Annotated in this window: 17 protein-coding genes; 9 read left to right on the forward strand and 8 right to left on the reverse strand. The window is 45.6% G+C overall.

Annotated features, from left to right (window positions below; genetic code table 11):
• Positions 1-5: 5 nt before the first annotated feature.
• Genes SPL68_RS01615 through SPL68_RS01625 form a run of 3 tightly spaced genes read left to right on the forward strand, consistent with a single transcriptional unit; the run spans position 6 to position 3678 of the window.
• A complete protein-coding gene (locus SPL68_RS01615; protein WP_323813315.1) occupies positions 6-2300 on the forward strand; it encodes a glycosyltransferase family 2 protein in 2295 nt (764 codons plus the stop codon).
• Positions 2297-3196, forward strand: a complete 900-nt coding sequence (locus SPL68_RS01620) for a glycosyltransferase family 2 protein (RefSeq protein ID WP_323813316.1) — start codon at positions 2297-2299, stop codon at positions 3194-3196. The genes SPL68_RS01615 and SPL68_RS01620 overlap by 4 nt, the downstream gene beginning before the upstream one ends.
• A gap of 26 nt (positions 3197-3222) precedes the next feature.
• The gene (locus SPL68_RS01625; protein ID WP_323813317.1) at positions 3223-3678 is read left to right on the forward strand and encodes a hypothetical protein; all 456 of its coding nucleotides are present in this window, start codon (positions 3223-3225) and stop codon (positions 3676-3678) included.
• 80 nt (positions 3679-3758) lie between these two features.
• Here the strand turns inward: SPL68_RS01625 and SPL68_RS01630 are convergent, their stop codons facing one another.
• The 3 genes from SPL68_RS01630 to SPL68_RS01640 all read right to left on the reverse strand — a co-directional run bounded on the left by SPL68_RS01630 (position 3759) and on the right by SPL68_RS01640 (position 8776).
• Positions 3759-4754 (reverse strand): glycosyltransferase family 2 protein, encoded by a 996-nt coding sequence (locus SPL68_RS01630; RefSeq protein ID WP_323813318.1) that lies wholly within the window; start codon positions 4752-4754, stop codon positions 3759-3761.
• Positions 4755-4756: 2 nt separating this feature from the next.
• Positions 4757-6553 carry a DUF2142 domain-containing protein gene (locus SPL68_RS01635; RefSeq protein WP_323813319.1) on the reverse strand — a complete coding sequence of 599 codons (1797 nt, stop codon included), beginning with the start codon at positions 6551-6553 and terminating at the stop codon, positions 4757-4759.
• A gap of 270 nt (positions 6554-6823) precedes the next feature.
• Positions 6824-8776, reverse strand: coding sequence for a polysaccharide biosynthesis protein (locus SPL68_RS01640; RefSeq protein ID WP_323813320.1), 1953 nt, complete (start codon positions 8774-8776; stop codon positions 6824-6826).
• Between the two features lie 160 nt (positions 8777-8936).
• Between SPL68_RS01640 and SPL68_RS01645 the strand changes: the two genes are divergently transcribed.
• Complete coding sequence (locus SPL68_RS01645) at positions 8937-9809, forward strand: glycosyltransferase family 2 protein (protein WP_323813321.1); 873 nt, start codon at positions 8937-8939, stop codon at positions 9807-9809.
• 60 nt (positions 9810-9869) lie between these two features.
• On the forward strand, positions 9870-11201 hold the full coding sequence (locus SPL68_RS01650) for a GGDEF domain-containing protein (protein ID WP_323813322.1): 1332 nt from the start codon (positions 9870-9872) through the stop codon (positions 11199-11201).
• Positions 11202-11325: 124 nt separating this feature from the next.
• Here the strand turns inward: SPL68_RS01650 and SPL68_RS01655 are convergent, their stop codons facing one another.
• Both SPL68_RS01655 and SPL68_RS01660 read right to left on the reverse strand, forming a co-directional pair.
• Positions 11326-13746 (reverse strand): acyl-CoA dehydrogenase, encoded by a 2421-nt coding sequence (locus SPL68_RS01655; protein WP_323813323.1) that lies wholly within the window; start codon positions 13744-13746, stop codon positions 11326-11328.
• Between the two features lie 141 nt (positions 13747-13887).
• Positions 13888-14940, reverse strand: coding sequence for a CobW family GTP-binding protein (locus SPL68_RS01660; RefSeq protein WP_323813324.1), 1053 nt, complete (start codon positions 14938-14940; stop codon positions 13888-13890).
• A 182-nt stretch (positions 14941-15122) separates the two neighbouring features.
• On the opposite strand from SPL68_RS01660, the gene SPL68_RS01665 reads away from it, so the two are divergent.
• From SPL68_RS01665 to SPL68_RS01675, 3 genes are all read left to right on the forward strand, one after another.
• The gene (locus SPL68_RS01665; RefSeq protein ID WP_323813325.1) at positions 15123-15878 is read left to right on the forward strand and encodes a tellurite resistance TerB family protein; all 756 of its coding nucleotides are present in this window, start codon (positions 15123-15125) and stop codon (positions 15876-15878) included.
• Between the two features lie 219 nt (positions 15879-16097).
• Positions 16098-17210: an acyltransferase family protein gene (locus SPL68_RS01670; protein WP_323813326.1), complete on the forward strand. Its 1113-nt coding sequence runs from the start codon at positions 16098-16100 to the stop codon at positions 17208-17210.
• A 423-nt stretch (positions 17211-17633) separates the two neighbouring features.
• On the forward strand, positions 17634-20564 hold the full coding sequence (locus tag SPL68_RS01675) for a TonB-dependent receptor (RefSeq protein ID WP_323813327.1): 2931 nt from the start codon (positions 17634-17636) through the stop codon (positions 20562-20564).
• A gap of 89 nt (positions 20565-20653) precedes the next feature.
• On the opposite strand, the gene SPL68_RS01680 is transcribed toward SPL68_RS01675, so the two are convergent.
• Entirely contained in the window at positions 20654-22159 is a 1506-nt protein-coding gene (locus SPL68_RS01680) for a tryptophan halogenase family protein (RefSeq protein WP_323813328.1), read from the reverse strand.
• Entirely contained in the window at positions 22156-22374 is a 219-nt protein-coding gene (locus tag SPL68_RS01685; RefSeq protein ID WP_323813329.1) for a hypothetical protein, read from the reverse strand. Before SPL68_RS01685 ends, SPL68_RS01680 begins: the two co-directional genes overlap by 4 nt.
• Here SPL68_RS01685 and SPL68_RS01690 point away from each other — a divergent pair.
• The gene (locus SPL68_RS01690) at positions 22373-23890 is read left to right on the forward strand and encodes a tryptophan halogenase family protein (RefSeq protein WP_323813330.1); all 1518 of its coding nucleotides are present in this window, start codon (positions 22373-22375) and stop codon (positions 23888-23890) included. The two genes, SPL68_RS01685 and SPL68_RS01690, sit on opposite strands and share 2 nt — an antisense overlap.
• Here the strand turns inward: SPL68_RS01690 and SPL68_RS01695 are convergent.
• Positions 23887-25398, reverse strand: coding sequence for a tryptophan halogenase family protein (locus SPL68_RS01695; protein ID WP_323813331.1), 1512 nt, complete (start codon positions 25396-25398; stop codon positions 23887-23889). The genes SPL68_RS01690 and SPL68_RS01695 overlap by 4 nt on opposite strands.
• Positions 25399-25404 lie beyond the last annotated feature (6 nt).

Consider the following 25404-nt stretch of genomic DNA (forward strand, 5'->3'; position numbering starts at 1 on the left):
CATTGATGAATTCGAAAAAATTCGATGCCGAATGGTATTTGAGACAATACCCGGATGTCGCCAAAGGCAAGATTTCCCCACTCGAGCACTACGAGACTTTTGGCAAAAGCGAAGGTAGATTTCCCTGTAAACCCACAGTTATTGATTATGTAGCTGTGGCAAGTACTCGACTAAAAAATACTTCATCAAAACTGTTTAAGAGCCTGTTAACCAAAATTTCCAATCTACTTAAGCCCGTGAGCAGGGTTAATGCGGAATGGTATTTACAGAATAATCCTGATGTGGCTGCCAGCGGCATTTCGGCGAAAGAACATTACAAGCACTTTGGTAGAGCGGAAGGACGTTTACCCTGCCCGCCCAATACACTGGATAGATTAATTGCACGAGTCAGAGTATCAGTTCCTGCAATTAGGTACCTTGCTGCGACCGAAGGTGGCTACACTAAAGCTATAAATCGTTTACTCACTGTTTATAAGACTGACGGTTATATCGGCTTAAAACATTTTGTTGTGCGAACATTTCGCGCCCACGAAAATCGTAACCGCCTCAGTTACGCTGACTGGATAAAAGAAAATGAATTGAGCGCATCGGATTCTGAGCAGGCTCGTGCCAAGCTAGCCAAGCTACCTAAACAGCCGCTTATTTCAATCATAATGCCCACCTACAACTCCAATTTAATTTGGTTAGAAGAAGCCATTGAATCAATTCGTATCCAGCCCTATGAAAATTGGGAGCTGTGCATTGCTGACGATGCTTCCCCCAATAAGAATGTCGCTCCTTTTTTGGAGCAATGGAGCAAACGCGATTCACGAATTAAATACGTGATTCGTGAAAAAAATGGTCACATATCAGAAGCATCAAATAGTGCAATTGATTTGGCAACAGGTGAATGGCTTGCTCTTTTTGATCATGATGACTTATTTCACCCTTTTGCTTTGTACTGGGTAGTTTTAGCGATTAATGAATACAAAGATTCACAATTAATCTATTCAGATGAAGATAAGATTGATGAGCAGGGCGAGCGCCAAGCGCCTTATTTTAAACCCGCATGGAATTATGATCTGTTTTTGTCACAAAACTGTTTTAGTCACTTGGGGCTGATAAAAAAAGATTTGGCAATTTCTATTGGCGGCTTCCGAAAAGGTTTTGAGGGTTCCCAGGATCACGACTTAATTCTTCGAGCAATCGAGAAAGTTAATGATCACCAAATTATTCACATTCCGAAAGTGTTATACCACTGGCGAGTTCATGCCGAGAGTACGGCTAAATCCTCCGAATCCAAACCCTATGCCGCATTGGCAGGTGAACGTGCAATCAGCGAGCATTTACAAAGAAAAGGCCGTTCAGGCAAGGTTTCCTTTGAAGGTTATGGCTACCGCGTACAGTATCAACTGCCAGCAAAACAACCCTTGGTAAGCCTGATAATCCCTACACGTAATGGCTTGGATTTATTGCGCCAATGTTTGGATAGTATTATCAAAAAAACAACATACAAAAATTATGAATTTATCATTGTCGATAACGGCTCCGATGACCCCGAGACGCTTCAATATTTGAACTCGGTAAAAAAATGGAAAAATGCACGTGTTATTCGCGATGACCGCCCATTTAATTACAGCCAATTAAATAATGTCGCGGCTAAAGAAGCTCGCGGAGAAATTTTAGGCCTTATCAATAATGATATTGAAGTGATTGAGCCAGACTGGTTAGGCGAGATGGTTTCCCATGTGCTTCGCCCTGAGGTCGGCGCTGTAGGCGCAAAACTATTGTTCCCCAACAATACACTTCAACATGGAGGCGTAGTCTTAGGTGTAGGCGGAGTTGCTAATCACGCTCACCTGTATATTCCTCGTCAGCATCATGGATACTTTGCACGCGCGAGCCTAATCCAGCAATTTTCGGCGGTAACTGCCGCATGTTTACTTGTTCGAAAATCAGTTTATGAGGAAGCAAGCGGGTTGGACGAAGTTAATTTAGTAGTAGCATTCAACGATGTAGACTTTTGCATTCGCTTGAAAAAATTGGGCTACAACAATATTTGGACCCCTTACGCAGAACTTTACCACCATGAATCAGCAACTCGCGGACAAGATATTGCTCCTGAAAAAAGAGCCCGCTTCGTTCGCGAAGTAAATTATATGATGGATACTTGGGGCAAGGATTTTTTAGACGACCCTGCTTATAACCCAAATTTAAATTTAGATTTCCCTGACTTTGCGCTCAGTGCCAAAAAGCGCTTGGACAAATGGGAACTTGGTTTTCCCATATCAAGCAATACGCACGAGCAGTTAAGTCAATGACATCCAGTTCCATCCTTGCATTAATAGTTACCTATCATCCCGACATAAAAGCTGTAGAGCGGCTCATTCAGCGGCTTGATCAGCAGGTGGAGTGGATACTAGTGATTGATAATGCAACGCCAGGCTTTAATATTGATTTACCCGAGCAAGCAGCACTTAAAACCGAGATTGTTGTTAACACTGAAAATTTCGGCGTAGCAACAGCTTACAATCAGGGAATTAAGTTGGCAAAAGCTCGCAATGCCACGCATATCATTTTATTCGACCAAGACAGCTTTCCTGCTGAAGATATGGTTAGCACTTTGGCGTATTCAATGAACCAATATAATGCTAAACAATTACAGGTTGCCGCTGCGGGTCCAATGTATTCGGATGTAAAAGGTCAGCTCAGTTCACCATTTGTTCGCCTAACAGGAATACGACTAGAGCGAATAGCTTGCAATGAAGAAAACACGGTAGATGTGGATCATCTCATTTCATCAGGATGCTTAATTGATTTACGCGCAATAGATCAAATAGGTGAATTTACCGATTCATTATTTATTGATTATGTTGATACAGAATGGTGTTGGCGCGCTCGACGTCATCAATTCAGGCTTCTAGGTGTAGGTGCCGCTAAAATGCATCACAATCTTGGTGAAGCTCATTTTATGGTTCTCGGAAAACCTTGTGTATTGCACTCACCATTTCGCCTTTATTATCAAATCAGAAATCAGTGGTGGATGATTCTTCAACCTTGGGTTGGCTGGAAATGGCGCACCATGGACGTGATTCGTAGCGTGAAAATTTTCGTTGCGATAAGTGTGTTTGCGCCAAACCGAAGAAAAAGAATTCAATATATGTGCAAAGGGTTTCTTCACGCCCTTCTATCACGTATGAATAAACTACAAGACTGATTCTAATACGCTAACCAAGGTTTCTTATGTTCAAATACTCTAAACTTGTTTTGCTTGCTATATTTTTTTTACATGGCTGTGAACAAAATAATGATATCGCCCAGCTTTCGGCTTATCCTTCATTTGGTAGCTGCGCCATAGACATACCTGCACACAATGCAACCGTATCTTCAGACAGCGAATTTACTATTGCAGGATGGGCATTTGATGAAAAAAATAAAACGGTACCCGATACATTAACGCTCAACTTAATTAACGAAAAATCATCTGAAATTTTCACCTTCCCGGCAAAACGCGGAATTGAGCGCCCGGACGTGGCAGCTGCATTTAAACTGCCCATTTTAGTTGAGAGCGGATTTAGTGGTATTGTTACCAAAAACTCTTTAACACCAGGAGACTATCGTATAGTGCTCTTACAAGGAGGTAGAAATGCAGGAGTTATTTCTTGCGGAGGAGAAAGCCACAGATTTACTGTTCATTGATTTCCAGAATACTGAAGCTAAATTGCCTTTAAAATTTAACTTCAGTAAAAAATAATATCCCTATATATCACTTAGCCAAATTACGTTATGCCCGTCTTCTTTGGCTGCACTTTATGTATCTTTCTACGCGGTACATTTTCTATATCATAAGAAAGAAAAGACAACAAAAGCTGTACTCCAATTACTATTGGTAGTACGGCTAGCATTACCGTCCCCGTTGGAGTCGCAACACCTTCTTGCGCCGAATCAATCCACTGAAATACGCCATAAAAAAAACCGAACAGCAATAATAAAAGCCCAAGAACCAACTCTATTGATGCAACTGACATATCACGCAAAAAGTAATTATAGAAAATTCGCTTAAACGTATTTTTAATATTTTTTTTAGTAAAATCACCAATGATTTTTCCAATTTTTAGCTGGCTTTCCTCATCGCCATAATGAGCATCCATTGGGATATCTACAACTTTTGCCCTCAGTGTATTTAATCGGAAGAGCATATCTGACTCAAAAAAATAGCGTTCGCTAATTTTTTGAAAGGGCATCTTCCTCAACACATCAACATGTATGGCGGTATAACCGTTGGTGGGGTCAAACACATCCCAATAACCTGAGGACAATTTATTTAATAAAGATAATGCGGCATTACCAAAGAGCCTGACCTTAGGCATTTGATGAATTTCTTCAAGATTATAAAATCGATTACCCTTCGTGTAGTCCGCATCACCATTCAGGATCGGTTCAATAAACTCCGGGATAAGCGCAGGATCCATCTGCCCATCGCCATCTACCTTAACGGCAATCTGCATATTATCCGCAATTGCGGCTTTGTAGCCTGACATTACAGCCCCACCCACCCCCTTGTTTTTTTCATTAAACAATACTTTCACGCGCGGATCTTTATTATTAGCTAGAACAAACTCGCCAGACTTGTCAGGGCAACAATCATCAACCGCATAAATGCGCTCTACTATTTTCGGCATAGAATTTATTACACCCATTATGTGCCGAGTCACTTTGTAGCAAGGAATTACAACAGCCAATCCTTGAATTGGGTTTTCACCGTGTATATTCATAATTATTTATTCGCACATTTGTAAAGCATGTCTGAATTTCCGGGCAAGATTTGTTTGACGCCAAATATTGGGTCTTTGGTGTATAAGCATAGTTGACTAAGAGTATCTATATCTTTCAATTCCAATATTAATGTAAAACCGCTGTATATGAGATCATCATTTTTATATGCATTAGCAACATCCTGCCTAAGTTTTGTTTTGTATTTTATGCTTGTACTTGCATCAATATTACCGAAAAACTGTTTATTGTTTTCAGAATAAAACCCCCATCCTGTCAACGAAACTCTGCCGTCGATAAGCGAAACCGAATCGATAAACCCACCAACTTCCGATACAGGAACATCAATCTTGTTTAGAGAAGATACTGTCTCTTTAAAAATTTCTTCGACATTTTCCTTCTTTTTATAGGTGTTATTTGTGTAATAACGTTCAACTAACACTGAAGGCATCTCAAAAACAACAACACTAACTATCGCAACGATACCACCAGCACAAACCAATTTTTTAATATTTGATAATTTGTAAAAAGGCACCGTCATCCCATAAGCAAGTACAATTACCGGCCCCCATAAATAGCGCCCCTGCACACCAGATATAGTTTTTGCTGGATGCTCAGTCCATGTAATTAAAAGTAAAAAGAATGTGAGAAAGAACGATATTGTCGCCACAAAAATTAAAGCGCCCCGACTAATCACTTCAATTTTTATTTCACGCCAGCAAGTAGAGGTGACGAATATCAAGATTAATGCAAACACAATGGAAAAATAAACGTGCTCTCCCATTGGGGTATCTAGCCACCCCAAGATACCTACGAATGACCCCACATAAAAAGATGATATTTGATTATCACTTAATGTTTGGTAGAGCACTGATAAAAACTGTAGGGGGCTCTGCAAGTAATACATTATTATTTCTTTAGTCGGTGCACCTATTGCCACTCTATTATCCACTGTTGTATTTAGGGCATAGATAATCCAAGCTATCGCAAAGCATGTGGCCACAACTGAAATCAAATACTGTTTTCTAGACTTTGTCGTTAATGCCACAGCGATATATGGCAAAAGCAGTAACGGCAATAGATTAATTCTGCTTGTAACTAATAAAAAAATAGACAGCGTCATAATGTAAAAATATTTATTATTAGCACCAAAGCTTGTCAAACTTACATACAGCGAAAGCGAAAGTATTAGCAAGGCGATAGAAAAACCATCTTGGCTAGTTGAAACCATCTGAAAGACCATCATCGGCATAAACAAAATTGCCAGGACAAATGCGTTCACTCTCGCGACAGAGAATGCGAATAAAATAATTGATATTGAACATAGAAACGCGAGGCATCTTGCTAAATAGTACGAGTCCTCAACCGTAAAATCTGCCCACTGACCAATTAAAAGCCCTAGCGTTTGCGGTAAATAGATAAAAGGCAAATAGTAATTAATCCCCGGTGAAGAACCAAATCGCTCCTCTCCAGACCAATTGATTTCTGCCGCTGCACTTTTAACATCTAAAGTGACCTTGCTGTTTTGATTTGTTGGAATATGATTGTACTCTCCCATGTACGCATTAAAGCCTGTATCAATGCGCCCTCCTGTAGATTGGCCTTCGGGAGTCTCCATTGCTATGCGACCTTTGGACAGAAGGTACGCTCTTGTTAGGTGTGATTGCTCATCAGGCGATTGGAAAGGCGGAACCAATGATGAAAACATAACTCCTGCAATAAGCAGGGTTAATATCAAATATATTTTTTTCTGTTGGCTCGCACAAAACCCGAACAATTTTTTTATATAGAAATCAATCATCAACTCTCACTCTTTAAAAATGCACTTAGTGCGCCACTAGATTAGTGCCGTCCTAATAAGGAAGGTTATTTTATTAGTTTATAAATAGACTTTAAAAAAGAAAAATACAGATATAAAAACTCTTCTTAGATACCACAAGAAAGGTCACTCTGAATTCAAAAGAATGTTTAGAGAGGGGGGCGGATAATAACAATATGTATCTTGTCAAAGCAGCAGGACAGCTTCTGCGCTTAACGACAAGACTTCCTTCTTGTCACCTAACTCCTTACATCATCTTTGTTCTATTTTATCTGCCACATTAGAAATCAGTAATAATTTAGCGTTTTCTCTACGGATTTTTTTCATGTGATCGCTGATTTCGTAAAGCGGTTGAAAGTCAGCCTCTGAGTCAACGATCAAACTAAACAACTCTTGATAGCGATAAGAATCACAAAAAGTTTTCGCTTGTGTTAATAAAGTCTCTAATTCGGCGGACGCCATTTTCTTTTCTTGCGCACGCATAATGCGAGGATGAACGGTGCCTTCACAGTTTTCACCACAAAGAAGTTCTTCATATAATTTTTCGCCCGCGCGCAAGCCAGTTATTTTGATTTCTATATCACCATTCGGATTGTGTTCATCTCTAATGCTATAGCCAGATAGCAGTGCCATTTCACGTGCGAGATCCATAATTTTGACTGGCTCACCCATATCCAGAACAAATACATCTCCGCCTTGAGCAATAGAAGCTGATTGAATTACGAGCTGGGCGGCTTCGCTGATGGTCATGAAGTAACGCACTATGTCTTTGTGAGTAACGGTAATAGGACCGCCTTTATTGATTTGCTCACGGAAGCGTGGGACTACGGAACCAGATGAATCAAGCACATTGCCAAATCGCACCATGCTGAAAATAGTTTTGCTTGTACGTGTTGCCAAGTCTTGCAACACCATTTCGGCCAAACGTTTGGAGGCTCCCATTACATTGGTTGGTCGTACTGCTTTGTCAGTTGAGATAAGTACGAAATTTTTTACGTTATTACGCAATGCTGCTTCCGCTGCATTTTTGGTGCCGAATAAATTATTTTTAACACCTTCGATAATATTTTGCTCAACCATTGGCACATGTTTATAGGCTGCCGCATGGTAAACACAATGCACTTCGAACTGACGCATCACCATATCGAGCAACTGAAAATTTTGTACTGAACCGAGCAGAGGAACCAATTCTACCGATGAGTTATTTGCTGCCTGAATCGCGTTTAAATCTTTTTCAATTCGATACAAATTAAATTCATTTTGTTCAAATAATACAATTTTGTGCGGATTTAATTTAATCAGTTGTCGGCAGAGTTCAGAGCCAATTGAACCACCCGCCCCCGTAACCATTACGACTTTTCCTGATGTATTTTTACTCATTAAGAGAGCATCAGGTTCTACCGGGTCGCGCCCTAACAAGTCTTCAATTTGAATATTCCGCAACTCATTGATACGTGCGACACCTTTAACGATGTCTGTCACTGGCGGAATAGTTTGCACTTGCACCAATAAAGGTTCGAGATAGCGAATAATACGTACACGTTCTTGGCGGCTGATATTGCCCAAAGCCAGCAAAATACGAGTAGCTCCGTGCTGCTCTATCAGAGCGGCAAGCCGATAAGGCGAATAAACCCTAAGACCACTCAACACGTTACCTTGCAAACGCTTATTGTCATCGACAAAAGCGACAGGGTTAAATTCGCTACCCAATTGCAACTGGGCGGCAAGATTGTTCCCTGTTTCACCTGCGCCATAAATAATTACTTTGGTATTTCCGCGAGGCGTGACCATTTTGACCACATTGCGAAACACCAAGCGAGGCAGGCCAATCAAGATGAGCGTGGTGAAGATATAAATAATAGGTACAGATCGCGGTAAGAAAGCATGGGTAAAAAAGGCACTGAGAGTCATAGCCAGGCTGGAAATTAAAATCCCGGCAAAGATTGTGACCATCGCCTGCTGCGACATGTATCTCAGGATCGCGCGGTATAGCCCCATTCGCACAAATGTCGCGATAGATACCAGTAAAGTAAGGCCGAGACAGGTAAGAAGGGCGCTGTTGATATTAATGTCGAGCGTACCTAAGCGCAGAACATAGGCCAGATAAAAAGAAGCGCTTATAGCTAGAATGTCGTAGCCTATTGATATGAAACGCTTTATAGGTCGGGGGGAACTTAGAAACTTGAAGATAAGGATATTTTTCATCGGTTCCTTCTCGAGTGCAATCCGAGTGCGGATATTATCAAGCAGCCAATGTCTTTAATAGTTTGTCCAAGTAACAATTTGTTAATAACCTGCCGCAGCAATTACTAAAAAGTTCTATTGGATAATCATCACCACAGCCACCTACATTCGAGAGGCAATTTTGAGACCAATCTCAACCATTATTGTGAATTACAACGCGGGCGCAGGTTTGATTGCATGCATTCGATCAGTCATTGAACAAACCAATGAGGTTATTTTGGTAGACAATGCATCTCACGATAACAGCCTGTCTTTAGTTGAAACAGCGTTTGCAGGCGATGCGCGCCTGCGCATTGTTCGCAATGAGAGAAACCTCGGCTTTGCTGCGGCCTGTAATATTGGCGCACACGCAGCGCGCAATGGCTACTGGCTTTTCCTGAACCCTGACTGTATTTGTGCAGATGGCAGCATAGATGAGCTTTATCGCGTACTCACGAGCTCATCCAAGGTCGCCATGACGGGGGGCTTGCTGCTGAACCCCGATGGAAGTGAGCAAGCCGGTGGGCGCCGCTTAACCCCGACTCCCGCTCGTACACTGGTTCGCGCATTTGGTTTACAGAGTTTCGCCAAACGCTGGCCATCGCTATTGGTGGATTTCAATCTACATGAACAACCACTCCCTGCAGGCCCCATCAAAGTAGAAGCCATATCTGGCGCCTGTATGCTGGTTAAACCTGAAGCCGTCGCCGAAGTCGGCTTGTGGGATGATCATTATTTCTTGCATTGCGAGGATTTGGATTGGTGTATGCGCTTCATCCGCGCCGGTTGGGACATCCTCTTTGTTCCCTCAGCACCTATCAGCCATGACCAAGGTACTTGCAGCAAATCCCGCCCGCTATTTGTGGAATGGCATAAACATAAGGGAATGAGCCGGTTTTACCTGAAGTTTTTCCACAAAGCCTATGCCATACCCTTGTTGATATTAGTATTGATTGCCATTTGGCTCAGGTTCGGCCTGATCGCTCTGCGTAGCTGGATTACTCGCCGCGATTGACTGGACAAATCTCTGCTTTAATCAAAACTCCTGCTCCATTGTGGCTCGATATAGCACCCAATGAACGATAAAAACTTTAACTCTGCCCTATTGCTAGCAATCTTGCTCACACTAGTAGCAGTGATTGCACAGGGGTTTTTCCCTCACAAGCGCTTTGTTATCTGGCCTAACCCTCAGGTTAATACATATTTTTATTCATCATCACCGCAAAACGAAGTACCTGCAGCTTATTGGATAAACCAAAATAATGGCGTCTGGCGCTGCACTTATCCTGACATCCCACCTAATGAGTATTTTGCATGTAGTTTTAATGCTCTACTGGAAACAGCCCCGGACCAAGGGATAGATTTATCTAAGTACACCCAACTCAACATCAAGCTTCATTACACTGGCAGTGCACATCGGATGCGACTGTACATTCGCAATTTCAATCCAGCTTATTCCACTATAGCTGACACAAATAGCACCAAATTTAATGCTGTTACGTTGCACACAAAAGATTTAATAAACGAGTTACACATTGATTTGAATGAATTTATTGTGGCCGACTGGTGGCTCAGCAGTTACGACATACCGCGCAATCTTTCACATCCAGATATGAGGAATGCTTTAACACTAGGCATCGATTATGTAGAAGGAATGACTCCCGGCAACCACGACATGAAAATTGAAAAAATTGAATTTGTCGGCGAATGGATTTCTGCAGAACATTGGTATTTATTGATTTTGAGTTGCTGGATGCTGGGTATTTTTTCCTATGCACTTATTAAGTTGGCTCGACTTAATAAGCAAAGCAAACACGATGTCAAAACTATCAATCAGCTAAATCATAAAAACTTACAGCTTTCTTTAGAAACCGATAAATTCCGTCGCTTATCAACAATTGACCCATTAACTCAGGCCTATAACCGTTTCGGAATTGATCAAATTGTCGCAACCTTATTAATTTTTAACAAAGAAAAAGATGAGCACCGCAACGCACCAGACTTTTCGCTCATCGTTATCGATGTAGATCATTTCAAGCGCATAAATGACCGACGTGGTCACGATACAGGCGATCGGATATTGCAAGCGATTTCAGCACTCATTAGCAACAGTATTCGCAAGCAAGATTTTCTCGGACGCTGGGGCGGTGAAGAATTTGTCATTATTATGCCCAGCACCCCCAAAGAAATTGCAAAAGAGCTTGCTGAAAAAATCCGTATGGCTATTTACGACACAATCTTTGAGCCAGAAAATCCACTTTCTATCAGTGCCAGCTTCGGGATTAGTGAAAAACATGTTGATGAGGACTTTGCCTCTACCTTTAAACGCGCTGATAACGCGCTCTACGATGCTAAAGCACAAGGCCGAAATTGTTGTGTTATGGCGAAGGAAGAGTTATCACCTTAATCAGTCGCAATAAATACAGGATAGAAATAATTCCTTTTGTATTTCCCCTCTCTCAAATCGTGCGTTGAGATAATAAAAAACCCGCCGCAGCGGGTTTTTTTACACTCTACATCACCTGACTGAATTACAACTTATCAAACGCATCGGTGATCAGACAATCGAAGCGACGTGCGTCGTATTCCACCACTCGCGCAACATCTTGCGGCTGAATGATATTTTTCGCTGCTGCATCTTTGGCCAGCTCTTCGGTCGTTGCACCGGAAATTTTGCCGCTGCTTTTGGCTCTGCTGAATGCCTGCCAGACTGGTCCCAGCGATAGCAACATCTGATAGGTGCTTTCCACACGACCAAAAGCATCTTCCGGATCATGGGTGACATAGAGATACTGCCCCAACAGCTGGCGCACAGGATTCTCTTCCATGATCAGATCACCCAGCTCGCGGATCAAATCATCATTAGGCTTATGCACAATCTTGCCGCAGGGCATGGTGACAAACCGAACCATCTTGGCCAACCATGAAAGGGGGAAGTTATCTGCAAAATCGCGCAGCGCTTCCTGGGCGATATTAAACGCGCGGGTCAGCGCATATTCCGCGTGCGCATCTTCGGCACGGGTGCGTGGATGCGCGGAGTGGAACTTCAGAATAGAGCAGGCGATGAAAAGTTGGCTGTGTACATCGCCCAAACGCGCCGAAAGCAGCTCACGGCGCTTCAGATTACCGCCCAATACACCCAAGGCGATATCTGACATAGACGCCAGCGACGCGCTCAATAGGTTGATGCGCTGGTACCAGCGGGCGCTAAAGGCATCGGCATTAGCCGGTACGCTGCTGAACCGACCGCCCACAAAGCCCAAGAGCTTGGTGCGTAACAAGTTGCTGAAGATATGCCCCAAATGGCGTGAGAACAGCTTGTCGAATTGCTTCAAACCTTCGGTTGAATCATCCATTTGCAGGGTTAGCATTTCTTCAAACAGGAAGGGATGACAGCGCATCGCGCCCTGCCCAAAGATCATCAGCGAGCGAGTCAGAATATTCGCCCCTTCCACAGTGATCGCCACCGGTACCGAGTGATAAGACGCGACTAAAAAGTTGCGCGGCCCCATCTGGATGGCGCGGCCACCGACCACATCCATCGCATGCTCGACCGATTTACGCATCATTTCAGTGGCGTGGTATTTCGCCATTGCGGTCATCACCGAAGGTGCGCCGGTCTCCAAACCTTTGGTGACAAACTGGCGCATAGCTTCAAGGGTATAACCGGTCGCAGCGATTTCGGCAGTCGCCTCTTGCACACCTTCAAACTTGCCGACCTCCATATTGAACTGGCGACGAATGCGCGCATAAGCGCCCACCATGCGGTAGTTCATTTCACTGCTGGCGGTCGATAAAGCAGGCAGTGACACACCACGGCCCGCACCCAAACATTCGATCAGCATGCGCCAACCTTTACCAGCCATAGCAGCGCCGCCGATGATCCAATCAACCGGGATAAACACATCGGTACCGAAAATCGGGCCATTCATAAAGGGTGAGCCGGGGTTGTGGCGCTTGCCGATTTCCACACCCGGATGATTTGCCGGAATCAGCGCACAGGTAATGCCGTATTCTTTTTTGGATGGATCACCCAATAAACCTTCAGGATCCTGAAGTTTGAACGCCAAACCAACCACAGTTGCGACAGGTGCCAGAGTGATCCAGCGCTTGCTGAAGGTGAGTTTAAGGCCGAGCACTTCCTGACCTTCGTGCATGCCTTTACAGACAATACCCACATCGGGAATCGAACCGGCATCGGAACCCGCCTCTGGGCCAGTCAAACCAAAACAGGGAATTTCAGTGCCGTTGGCCAAACCGGGCAGCCAGCGTTGGCGCTGCTCTTCGGTGCCGTATTTCACCAGCAGTTCGCCTGGACCGAGGGAGTTGGGCACCATAGCAGTAACAGCTGCAGTGCCGGAACGGCTGGCGATTTTGCTCATAATGCGGCTTTGTGCGTGAGGGCTGAAATCGCGCCCGCCGTATTCTTTGGGGATGATCAAACCAAAGAAGTTTTTATCTTTCAGATACTGCCAAGCCTCGGGCGACAGGTCTTTGCGGTTGTTCTGGATATCCCATTCATCCAACAATCCGCACAGCTCATTGACTTCGTTATCGAGAAACGACTGCTCTTCGGCGGTCAGTTGCGGCAAATTGATCTGCGCAAATTCATTCCAATCAGGGCTGCCGCTAAACAGCTCTTTTTCCCACCAAGTGGTACCGGCTTCCAGAGCATCGCGCTCGGTGGAGCTGATCGGCGGCATGGACTTTTTGAGCATCGCATATACAGGTTTGGTAAGCAGCGCACGGCGTACCGGGGCGACGTTCAGAATCACTAAAATCGCAACAAAAGGGATAACCAACCACAGCGATAACATATGCGGCGTGACCAGCAAGCCAAGGCCGAGCCAGGCAACAATCACTATGCAGGAGGACGCAATCAGCGCGACCTGGTGGTAGGTTAAGACGGCAACTAATATCCATATCGCCAACAACGAGAGCAATAACATCATTTTATGACCCCTGAAAGGTGTTGTTTTTAGTAAGTTTCCTAATGGACTCTACCCTTAACCTTAGCTCAATACCGTTAAGTTAGTGAGATTTCCTGCGTCCAATTGGTTCTACACGCCGCTTCTTGCACCATAAAAGGTCAATTACACCGACGCATCCAAGCGGCACGCAAAGAGCTCAGCCTCCAACTCTGCCAGCATCAATACCTTGTCATCAATCAGTTCTATACGGCTATCGAGCAACTCCGGATTCTCCCCCATCATTAAGGGTTTGACACTGAGCACACCGTTTTCGGCATTGAACATATATACGCCCTGATCGGTATTCATCACCGCTTTGCTGCGCAACACCGGCAGGCCGGTCATCCAACCAAACAGCTGATTAAAACCAAAACGCAGCTCCGGGCGGAACAGCCAACCACAGGAATACATGCCCTGCCCCTGATTTTCGCGACGCAGAAAATCCTGCCCTTCGGGTAGCTGGATCGCATTGTTGTACAGCTCGCGCTGAGGGCTAAGGCGATTGCGCTGCGCGGCGTGATGCTGCGGATGCTCAAGCTGATGACGGCTGCGCGGCACATCCAGCCATTCCAATTCCAATTGACCTAGTTCGACCGCATAAGTTGCGGCTTTAGGCGGTTCAAAGCGACTCACCAACTGATCAAATAGGATGCGATCCTCGCTACTGCATTGATCCAACTTGTTCGCAACCAGCACATCGGCCACGGCTATTTGATCCTGAAAAGTGGCGTTTTCGGTGTAGCGCTCATCAGCCAGTTTACGTGGATCAACCAGCGTGATGGTGGCGCGCAAATCCAAGACCGTATCGTAGTACTCGCCAGTCAATGTATTGATGATTTCTTCGGGATGACCAAGCCCCGTCGGCTCAATAATGATGCGGTCGGGATTGGTTTTGGCGATCAGCATATTGAGCGCGATTTTCATCGGCAGCCCCGCTACACAGCAGATGCAGCCGCCCGGCACCTCGCGCACATGGGCGTTAGTACCTTTTAATAAGGCGCCATCAATGCCGATTTCGCCAAACTCATTGACCAATACCGACCAGACCTCATGTTCGGGTTTGGTTTTGAGCAGATGGGTAATCGCTGTGGTTTTACCCACTCCCAAAAAGCCGGTGATGATATTGGTGGGAATGCGTTTTTTATCCTGCGCAGATGCAGCAACTACTGGGGTCATGTCTGTGGCTCTGAAATCAAATCGCCGCATTCTACACTCAGGCTCGTGCGGAGTTGCCAACGCAACAGTGCAAGCTTCACCAAACTTAACCCTGCACTGCTTGTTATCTGAACAAGCCAGCCCCATGAATCTGGCTAAACACAAGATTAAAACTGCAACACAACACACCAAAGGACACGCAGATGAACACCACCAACTTATTGAATCAATTACTAAAAGCCGGTACCGACTTGATGCAAAACAAGGGCGGCACTCAGCAATCGGGATACGGACAGCAGCACAACCAATCATCCAATTCACAGCCAACATCGGTGGATTCATTGCTGGGCAATCTGAGCGGATTGTTATCTGGCAAAGCCGGCGCTGCCTTGGGTGGCGGTGCATTGGGCTTGCTGCTTGGCAGTAAAAAAGGCCGCAAAATGGGCGGCACAGTGCTGACTTATGGCGGTTTGGCCGCGCTGGGGGTGATCGCCTACAAAGCCTATGGCAACTGGCAGGCACAGCAAAACTCGTCACAGCAACAAGCCAATACCCCAGAACCGCAAACCATTGATCGCATCCCTCCCGCGCAGGCCGAACAGCACAGCCGCGCGATTTTGATTGCCATCATCGCCGCCGCCAAAGCCGATGGCCATGTGGATGAACGCGAGCGCCAGTTGATCGATGGTGAAATCGCCAAGATCACCCAAGACCCAAGCCTGCTGAGCTGGGTAGATCAGGAGCTGAAAAAGCCGCTCGACCCTACAGCGATTGCCGCTGCCGCCAGCACTCCGGAAATTGCCGCCGAGATGTATCTGGCCAGTATTTTGGTGGTGGATGAGGAGAACTTTATGGAACGCGCTTATTTGCAAGAACTGGCCAAACAACTGCGCCTTGATCCATCACTACAAACCGAATTATCGACCCAAGCGCAAAAAGCGATTCAGCTCTGCCAGTAATTTTTACCCGCTTCACTATAAAAGTTACACGCCGCTCAGAGATATCCACACACAAAGCCTGCAATGACTGCAGTCGTTGCCGGTTTTTTCATCTCCGCCCCTTCAATACCAATTTGGCGAGATAATTGCTTCAGCCTGATCGGCCAAGGCAATTCAAGCTACCACCTCCCTCGCTTGAAGTTGCCGCACATCTCGATATCGCATGACAAGGAGCAAGCCATGAAACGACTGGAACTATTGGACCATGGGCGCTTTCTCGCTGCCCTCTGGGTTCTTGCTTCCCACTATCTTTATAACGGTACGCAAACTGGCAAAATTGAATCCATTAGCGCTATTCCGGGGGTGGGCGATTTCGTCAAATACGGCTACTTGGGTGTAGATTTTTTCTTCATCATCAGCGGCTATGTAATCTTTTTTTCCGCGCAAAATAAATCTGCCGGCGATTTCCTCACCTCGCGCGCAGTGCGCTTGTTTCCCGCATTCTGGGTGGCGGTATTGCTGACCAGCGCAATGGCATTTTTTATCGGCGGAGAGCTTATGTCTGTAACCGCCCCCCAAGTCATCGCCAACCTGACCATGTTCCCCACCCTCTTGGGTTACAGCTTTGTCGATGGTGTTTACTGGACGCTGCAATACGAATGGAAGTTTTATTTGGCCGTTTTTGCACTGCTGGCACTGGGGTTCCATGACAAGTTAGCGCTGGTGTTTATGCTCTGGCCAGTTGCCATGCTGATCGCCAAAATCGCGGGCTTATCCCACCTGCCTTATATGGGTGGTTATTTCTGTTATTTCGCCGCGGGCTGTTTATTCGCCCTGCGCAAACAGGATCGATCTTTAGCGTCGCTGGCGCCGCTGTTGATCTGTTTTTATCTATGTATTTCATTTTCTCAGGAAAAAGTAAATTTAATCGAAGTAAGCAAAAATGTGGATTACAACAATCTGCTAATCGCAGGCCTGGTGACTGGCTTTTTTCTCTTTTTCCAGCTGATAAATTCTGCTTGGGGCAGTCAAATTCGCTTGCCCGGCTCACGCCTAGCGGGCGCCCTGACCTATCCCCTCTATCTAGTTCATGCGCACATCGGATATATGTTGATAAATCACTTCGCTACCGAACAGAACAAGCTGCTGGTTTATACGCTCTGCGTGATTCTGGTGATTTTGCTCGCCTACCTGATTCATATCTTTGCCGAGCGCAAACCCGCCGCATTCTGGCACCGCACCTTCGGCCGAACTCTAGGTGCAGTGGGGGATAAAATACAGATTTATGCCTCTGCTATAACCACGTATCTCTACCGCAAATTTCATCGCCTTACCTTTGGCCGAACGCGTTAGTCACTCCTCTATATAACATCCAGCCTGCAAATAATGCGTAACCATAAGTAACAACCTGTAATCGTTTACACTTCTTTTACAGCGGTAACACAGCGTAACAATTTTCTTAAATACTATTACTAAAAATGACTGTCGCCTTCACAAAAATGAAAAATATCTTTAATAATCATAAAGATATAAAATATTATCAAAAATAAAGCTGCACCAAAAAAGAACACATTTTATTATTTTCACTAATAAACCCATTTTTTTCGCCCTTTTTTGTTACACAAACCGTTTGAAAATGTAAACGTTTACAAATAGGATCCCGCCCACTCCATAGGAGCTGGGTGGATTTGACTATTAGCCGCGCCTCTGGAAATCGGTAGCTATCAAGTATTACCGAAACACTATTTTAAGAAGTTAAAGCTAGAGGACACACACATGAGAAGTTCTATTGGTTTTAGTAAGACATTGTTATCAACAATGATCGCAACCTGTATGGCCACCGGCGCTGTTGCACAAGACAGCGGCATCGAAGAAGTTGTTGTAACCGGGATCAGAGCATCCTTAACCAACTCTGTCAGCGTTAAGCGCGATGCAGGTTCGGTGGTTGATGCGATCAGTGCGGAAGACATTGGTAAATTGCCTGACAACACCATTGCCGACTCGCTGCAACGTATTCCTGGCATCCAAATCCGCCGCAGCGCGGGTGAAGGCGCCCAAGTAAACGTGCGTGGTATGCCGCAAGTCAGCACGCTGCTGAACGGCGAGCAATTTCTGAGCGCAGGCTCAATCACCACTACCCAACCAGAATTGACCGACATTCCCGCTGAATTGTTGTCACGCGTGGATGTAATGAAGTCCTCTCAAGCCAAAACTCTGGCTGCCGGTGTTGCCGGTACTATCGACCTGAGAACTCGCCGCCCATTTGATATGGAAGAAGGCTGGACTTTCGCAGGTTCTGCGGAAGGTTCACAAGGTAGCTACACCGATGACGAAACCGGCCATAAAGTGGCTGGCTTTGCCGGTTTCAACAATGGCGATAATTTCGGCGCCATTGTGACCGTTACCAACTCCAAAGCCACTATGGCCAACTACCGCTACGGCATGTACAGCGAAGGCTGGTACCGCGGTTACAACGAAGATGGCGCTTGGCCTGGCTACAACACCCCAACTGATTTGACCGGTGACGGCGATACCAACGACGTACTCTTCGGCACCATCGACTACGGCGCAACCAACAAAACCACCGAGCGTGAGCGCACTGGTCTTTCTGGTAGCGTGCAGTTCCAAGCGACTGATCGCATCGAATTATTGGCCGATGTGTTCTACACCAAGATGGATCAAGGCGACTATGTTAACGGCCTGATCGCCGACAACGCCTGGAGTTCATACGACTGGGTTTCTGCCAACCCGGATGCAAATCTGGTTAATCGTGGTGCTGCTGTTGGCGGCAACGGTAAAGATTTCTACACCGCCGATATCACCAACCTGGACGTAGTGCGTGTTCTCGCCAAGAGCGAAACACAAATGTCCGAGCGCGAATCACTCAACTTCAACTTGCAAGCCAACATTGAGCTGACTGACAACCTGAGCGGTTCGGTGCGCTACATTCATGGCAATGCAACCAACGACTACACCCGCAACTTTGCCGATGCATTCATCACTAGCGGCGCGCAGCATGGTTTGAGTACCAATGTTGGCGGTGTAACAGCACCGGTTAACCCTAACGGCTACGGCCCGGATCGCGTACCGGTTGTGGCTGATTTCTCCGGCAAACACCCAAGCTTCACCTATCCTGAAGGTTTCGGCCAAGACATCAACAGCTACGGTTTGGTATCCAGCTTTGCGGATCAAAACCGCGATGAAGAATCGACTCTGGATGTATTCCGTGTAGACGGTACCTACGACTTCCAGGACGGCATGAAGTTGGACTTCGGCTACCGCTTTGCCGACCGTGAAGTAGTGCGTGATCAATACGATTACGTAGCTCCGTTCGTAGTTAAAGATGCCAACGGCAACGACGTAACTGTTTATTCCAAGTGGAGAGACTCAGGTCTTGAAGGCGTGAAAGGTGGCGAAACTATCGCACAAACCTTCTCCTTCACTGATCTGCAAAATATGGGCTTGATCACCTCAATCAGTGATTTCGGCCCAGCAAGCGATGGCAATAGCTACTACTTCATCGATACCAATGCGATGAAAAATAACCTCGCTTTCCAGGAATTGCTGTACCCAGGCAACATCAGCGTAAAAGATGGCGCTGAGAGCTACATCGTTGAAGACAAAACTCAAACCTTCTACGTGCAAGCCTCTTTTGAAGGTGAAGCTGGTCTGCCCTATCAAGCAAACGTGGGTATGCAGTACATCGAGACCGACCTGTCAGTCACCAAGTACACCAGCTCTTCCACCTACACCACTGTAGTGGATGGCGTAACCTACCCAACGCTCGATGGCACTCCACGTACCATCACCGGCACCAATGTAACTGATCGCAGCTTCAATGACTTCCTGCCGCGTATGAACATCGCGTTTGATACGTCAGACAGCACCAAACTGCGTTTGGCTTACACCAAAACTATGCAGCAAATGGATGCCAACCTCTTGGGTCGCGGCCGCATTTTCACCACCAACTATGACTCAACCAACAATGTGTTCAAGTCAGTTAGTGCGTCTGAATACGGCAACCCCTACATGGACCCATGGCGCTCCGAAAACTTTGACGCATCGTTTGAGTGGTACTTCACCGATGCAGGCATGGTGAGCATTGGCGCCTTCCGTGTAGATCTGGAAACCGGTATCGCCAACAGCAGTACCAAAATCGATCCAGTACCTGATTCAGATGGCGTACTGCGCAATACCAACCAGATCGACTTGACCATTACTGAAAACACCGAAGGTAATGTAATGAAGGGCTGGGAAGTTGCCTACCAACAAGGTTTCGACTTCCTGCCAGGTGCCTGGAGTGGCTTGGGTACTACCCTGAACTACACCTACACCACTGGTGAAGGCAGCCAAAAAGACTTCTACGGCAAAACCATGCCTGTACAAGACAACTCCAAACATCAGGTTAACGCCGTGTTGTGGTACGAGTATGAGCAATGGCAAGCACGTGTTGCTTACAACTACCGCAGCGAGCGCTTCATGAACCGTCAGTGGATTGATGGCAACCCATCTGCCATGTGGTCAGCGCCAACTGCTTATGTTGATGCATCGGTAAGCTACGACATTAACGACAACGTTACTGTTTACTTGCAAGGCACCAACCTGACCGAAGAGTACGAAGAATCCTACATGCAGTGGGAAGACGTAGTAGTTGATCAAAACATCTACGAAGCTCGTACCACTCTGGGTGTTCGCGCCAAGTTCTAATTCATCGCACATTTGGATGAGTTAATAAAAAACCCGCTTCGGCGGGTTTTTTATTGGCTTGGTTTTTATTGATATTTTTTAAAAAGAAATTAGCGATTAGCAATCGTTAAATTATTTAACACAGTGCGATGGTCAGAAAAATTCAGCGTGCAGCGACGCAAAAATTCATCGAGCGCATTTAAATCAAAACGCGCCTCATCAGCTGTAGGTTTTCGCATTTGTTGCTCACCCGGCAAAATCCCCATCCCACTTAAAATGCAGTACCAGGATGGCGCGGGATAATAAGATCCGATATTCAAACGCGCGATTTCCGCCGCTATGTCTTTGCCTGCAAACCATGCGCTATAAAGCTCGCGCATGACGGGTGAAATATCCTGCTGAACGGCCGTGTTCGCACGCCAGTATTCGGTGTCCCTGCGCGAACTGGTTTTATAGTGAGTGACGATATAATCGCGCACACCATCAAAATGCCCGTTAATCCGTTGATTAAATTCCGCTTGATAGCGATTGGAAAAATCGCCGCGCGCAAAGTAATCAGCAAAGACCGCTGCGGTTTGCTGTACCAAAAATAATGCCGTCGCCTCCAGTGGTTCGATAAAGCCCTGCGATAAACCCACCGCCAAACAATTGTTTGCCCAATGCTGTTCTACTCTGCCAATTTTCATTTTTAAATGACGCACCGGAATATCAGCATCCAATACACCCAAATGTTCGCGCAATTCTTGCTCGGCTTCATCTGCCGAACAAAAAGCCGAGCTATACACATAGCCATTGCCGTAGCGATTGGTTAAGGGAATCTTCCACGCCCAGCCAGATTTCATCGCCGTCGATAAAGTCTGCGACGGAATTTTTTCGCCTATCTCCGTCGGCAATGCAACGGCAGCATCATTCAACAAATTATTGCTGTAACTGACAAACGGAACCTTGAGTGTTTTTTGCAACAACAGCGCTGAGAAGCCGGTGCAATCGACAAAAAAATCGGCTTCGATGCGCTCGTTGTTATCTATTAACAATGCACTTATATCGCCCGATTCCTGCTGCACATCCACCACATGGCCGATGATATGTTGCACGCCCAGCTCATTGGCTTTTTTACGTAAAAAGCGGCCGAGCAAAACGGCATCAAAGTGATAACCGTAGTGCACATCAAACGGAAAATTTTCTGGTGCAGTCGGTGCAAGGCATTGAGTAGCAATACGTGACGAAATAAAAAAGCGATCTGGATGCGTGTATACATCAGCGCCGCGCAAACGCGCATGCACATTGTGCGTAAAAATCGGCAAGGTTTGGCGATCCAGTGCTGCTGAAAACGGATGAAAGTAACTTTCGTATCCCGGTTTGGTTGACCACTTATCAAAGGTAATGCCGCACTTATAAGTAGCATTGCATTCCGGCATCCATTCCGACTCGGCAATATTCAGCGCATCAAAAAACATTTTGAGTGCCGGTGTTGAACCTTCACCCACACCGATAATGCCGACGTCAGGCGACTCAAGCAGGCTGATACCAAAGCCTTTTTTAATCCACTCGCGCGCCATAATCAGCGCGCTCATCCAACCGGCGGTACCGCCGCCGACGATCACAATTTTTTTCATAAGTGTTCTTCAACTTGTGCAATCAGTAAAACCAAACTGGCAAAAAATTCTTTCTGCTTTTTAATAAAGGTCATATTTACATTTTCCCATACAAGACTTGGCAGCAACAATCGATAAAACTCCAAACCCGTACTCCATGATTGACCAGACCCAGCGAACCCCGTATAAAAACCGACTATATTTGGCACATACACACAATAGGCGAGTGAAATCATGTCGCATCCACTTATAAAAAAAATTGTGATCGTCGGCGGCGGTACCGCCGGTTGGATGGCTGCGGCCAGCCTCTCGCGTTTTGCACAAGGGCGGGAACTCAGCATCACTCTGATTGAATCCACCATTATTGGCACTGTTGGGGTTGGCGAGGCGACGATTCCCAGCATAGTGAACTTTAATCACAGCATCGGACTGGATGAGCTGGAGTTTATTCGCGCAACACGTGCGAGCTTTAAACTCGGCATTCAATTTGAAGATTGGCGCGCACAGGGAGACCAGTTTTTTCACCCGTTTGCGGATTACGGTATCAATTTTAACGGCGTTGAATTCCAGCATTATTTTTATCGCCTACAAAAAAATAATCCGGCGGAAAACCTGCGTGATTATTCCATTGCCTGCCAACTTGCAGCCCACAACCATTTTGCCCAGCCGCTTGAAAACCCAAATAATCCGCTCGCCGATTTTTCTTACGCCTATCATTTTGATGCAACGCTCTATGCCAAAGTCTTGCGCGAACTTGCTATCTCTCGCGACGTAATGCATATCGATGAAAAAGTAGAGCGTGTTAATTTGTGCGAGACCGACGGTTTTATCGCCTCGGTGCTGCTCGCCAATGGCCAGATTGTTGAGGGCGATTTATTTATCGATTGTACCGGCTTTAAAGGCTTACTAATTGAAGAAACACTAAAAACCGGTTACGAAGATTGGCAAGATTGGCTGCTGTGCGATTCTGCCGTTGCGGTGCAATGTGCAAACAGTAGCGAACCAACACCCTATACCCGCGTGAGCGCATTAGATGCAGGTTGGATGTGGCAAATTCCACTGCAACACCGCATGGGCAATGGCTATGTTTTTAGCAGCCGCTTTTTAGATAAAGATACAGCCACTAAAAAACTGCTAGAAAAAATCAGTGGCGATCCGATTACCACACCCAAACCATTTTCATTTCAGGCCGGTCGCCGTAAAAAAATTTGGAATAAAAATTGTTACGCATTAGGGTTGGCTTCAGGTTTTTTGGAACCGCTGGAAAGCACCAGCATTTCCCTGATTCAAACTGGCATCACTCACTTATTAACATTCTTCCCCGATATGTCGTTTGATCCCGTAATGATTAACGAAGTCAATCGTCGCCATCAACACGAAATGGAACGCATCCGCGATTTTATTATTTTGCATTACAAACTAACGCAACGGACTGACACAGAATTTTGGCGCTACTGCCAAGCGATGGAAGTTCCCGATAGCCTGCAACATAAAATCGAGCTATTTAAAAGTTGCGGCCATATTTTGCAACACGAACCAGAAGCCTTTGAAAAATCCAGTTGGCTCAGTATTTATCACGGATTTGGGGTAACGCCCCAGTGCACTGATAATCGCATCGACCATATAAAAGACGTCGATATAAAAATGCAGCTGGAGAAAATAAAACAATCACTTACTCAAGCGGGTAAAAATGCCGTCTCACATGCAGAATTTATTCGGAAACACTGCACCGCGCCGGATTTTGAAAGTTAACATTTACTGGGGCAAGTATTTTTAATGAAATCACCATGGGATGGCAGGCGCATTACTGTTTCATAAATAGCCTGCCTACCCCGGCCAAGAGACTGGGCAAGTTTTTGCCCATCCAAGGCATCGACTAGCGGATGGTATTTTTGTGGGCGAATCTGCATTCCCTCCAAAATAGAAAGCCAGCTATCCTCTGCAAATAAATTTTCAGAATTTCGCTCCAAGTGCCCACGCAGCCGAAAGCGATCAAGTTTTTTCCGCAAGGAATCTGGAACCGGCATAGATTGACACCAACGCCAAAAATCTGTGTCGCCGCGCTGACTGGTGCAGTAATGCAGAATAATAAAATCACGCACTTCCAGATAATCCTGATCAATTTGTTCATTGCACTCCTGCTCAAGCTCAGGAGAAAAATCACCATCAGGAAAATTGCGAATAAAATGCACCAGCGTGCGATAAATTAAATGTATCGCAGTGGATTCGAGCGGCTCTAAAAATCCCGACGCCAAACCCAATGCCAAACAGTTGTTATGCCAAATCTTTTTTCGCTTGCCGGTAATAAACGGAATAATGCGCGGTTCATTAACCAATTTTCCTTCAACCGCATTCAATAAGGTTTGCGTCGCCTCATCATCGGAACAGTAGTCACTGGCAAAAACGTAACCATTGCCTGTGCGATGCTGCAATGGGATTTTCCATGTCCAGCCCGCGGCGCGCGCGGTCGCAATAGTAAATGGTGCAGGCTCATGAATATTTTCGGTTTGTACGGCAACTGCGCGATTGCACGGCAAATAGTTAGACCAGTTTTCATAACCGACCTTTAATGTCTCTTCGATCAGCAACCCTTTAAACCCAGTGCAATCGATAAAGAAATCTGCATTAACTTTTTGTCCATCAGAAAGCAGCACTGATTCTATAAAATTGATTTCGTTCAGCTGCACCGACTTCACGGTTGCTTCAATTCGCTCTACTCCGTTATCTATTGAAACACTGCGTAGATAGCGCGCCGCTAATACAGCATCGAAATGCAGAGCATAGTTGTATTGTTGCAATGACGTATTTTGTAATTGTGTTTCCAACATAAACCGCTGATGTTCTGCCATAACGGCTGAAGGAGCATGATCCATCAACCGGCTTGTCTCACCCTGAGTAAGGGTTTTTAACCACAGCTGATAAAAATCATGTCCATCAATACGGCGACCTATTTTTCCGAAAGGATGAAAAAAACTATTCCCATTTTTATACCAATCATCAAAACGGATACCCAACTTAAAGGTTCCCGCAGCAGCCTCAATAAAGGATTTTGGGTTGATATTAGCACTGACAAGAAACGCCATAAATGAAGGAACCGTTGCCTCACCTACGCCAATAGTTGCTATATCCGGCGATTCGATTAAGGTGATTTTTGTCGCCGTACCCTTGTGAATATTAGATAAAAGTGCAGCTGCCATCCAGCCTGCTGTACCGCCACCCACAATGCAGATTGAACGAATGGGATTTTGTGTTTCTTGCATTATTTA

The sequence above is a fragment of the Cellvibrio chitinivorans genome, assembly GCF_035117775.1.
In the GTDB taxonomy this organism is placed as follows: domain Bacteria; phylum Pseudomonadota; class Gammaproteobacteria; order Pseudomonadales; family Cellvibrionaceae; genus Cellvibrio; species Cellvibrio chitinivorans.

Bases quoted from the DNA above. Each gene is read 5' to 3' on its own strand.
- SPL68_RS01615 (WP_323813315.1), top strand. From the start codon at position 6: ATGAATTCGAAAAAATTCGATGCCGAATGGTATTTGAGACAATACCCG.
- SPL68_RS01630 (WP_323813318.1), bottom strand. From the start codon at position 4,754: ATGAATATACACGGTGAAAACCCAATTCAAGGATTGGCTGTTGTAATT.
- SPL68_RS01690 (WP_323813330.1), top strand. From the start codon at position 22,373: ATGTCGCATCCACTTATAAAAAAAATTGTGATCGTCGGCGGCGGTACC.
- SPL68_RS01660 (WP_323813324.1), bottom strand. From the start codon at position 14,940: ATGACCCCAGTAGTTGCTGCATCTGCGCAGGATAAAAAACGCATTCCC.
- SPL68_RS01665 (WP_323813325.1), top strand. From the start codon at position 15,123: ATGAACACCACCAACTTATTGAATCAATTACTAAAAGCCGGTACCGAC.
- SPL68_RS01635 (WP_323813319.1), bottom strand. From the start codon at position 6,553: ATGATTGATTTCTATATAAAAAAATTGTTCGGGTTTTGTGCGAGCCAA.
- SPL68_RS01675 (WP_323813327.1), top strand. From the start codon at position 17,634: ATGAGAAGTTCTATTGGTTTTAGTAAGACATTGTTATCAACAATGATC.
- SPL68_RS01620 (WP_323813316.1), top strand. From the start codon at position 2,297: ATGACATCCAGTTCCATCCTTGCATTAATAGTTACCTATCATCCCGAC.
- SPL68_RS01695 (WP_323813331.1), bottom strand. From the start codon at position 25,398: ATGCAAGAAACACAAAATCCCATTCGTTCAATCTGCATTGTGGGTGGC.
- SPL68_RS01625 (WP_323813317.1), top strand. From the start codon at position 3,223: ATGTTCAAATACTCTAAACTTGTTTTGCTTGCTATATTTTTTTTACAT.
- SPL68_RS01655 (WP_323813323.1), bottom strand. From the start codon at position 13,746: ATGATGTTATTGCTCTCGTTGTTGGCGATATGGATATTAGTTGCCGTC.
- SPL68_RS01670 (WP_323813326.1), top strand. From the start codon at position 16,098: ATGAAACGACTGGAACTATTGGACCATGGGCGCTTTCTCGCTGCCCTC.
- SPL68_RS01685 (WP_323813329.1), bottom strand. From the start codon at position 22,374: ATGATTTCACTCGCCTATTGTGTGTATGTGCCAAATATAGTCGGTTTT.
- SPL68_RS01680 (WP_323813328.1), bottom strand. From the start codon at position 22,159: ATGAAAAAAATTGTGATCGTCGGCGGCGGTACCGCCGGTTGGATGAGC.
- SPL68_RS01650 (WP_323813322.1), top strand. From the start codon at position 9,870: ATGAACGATAAAAACTTTAACTCTGCCCTATTGCTAGCAATCTTGCTC.
- SPL68_RS01640 (WP_323813320.1), bottom strand. From the start codon at position 8,776: ATGAAAAATATCCTTATCTTCAAGTTTCTAAGTTCCCCCCGACCTATA.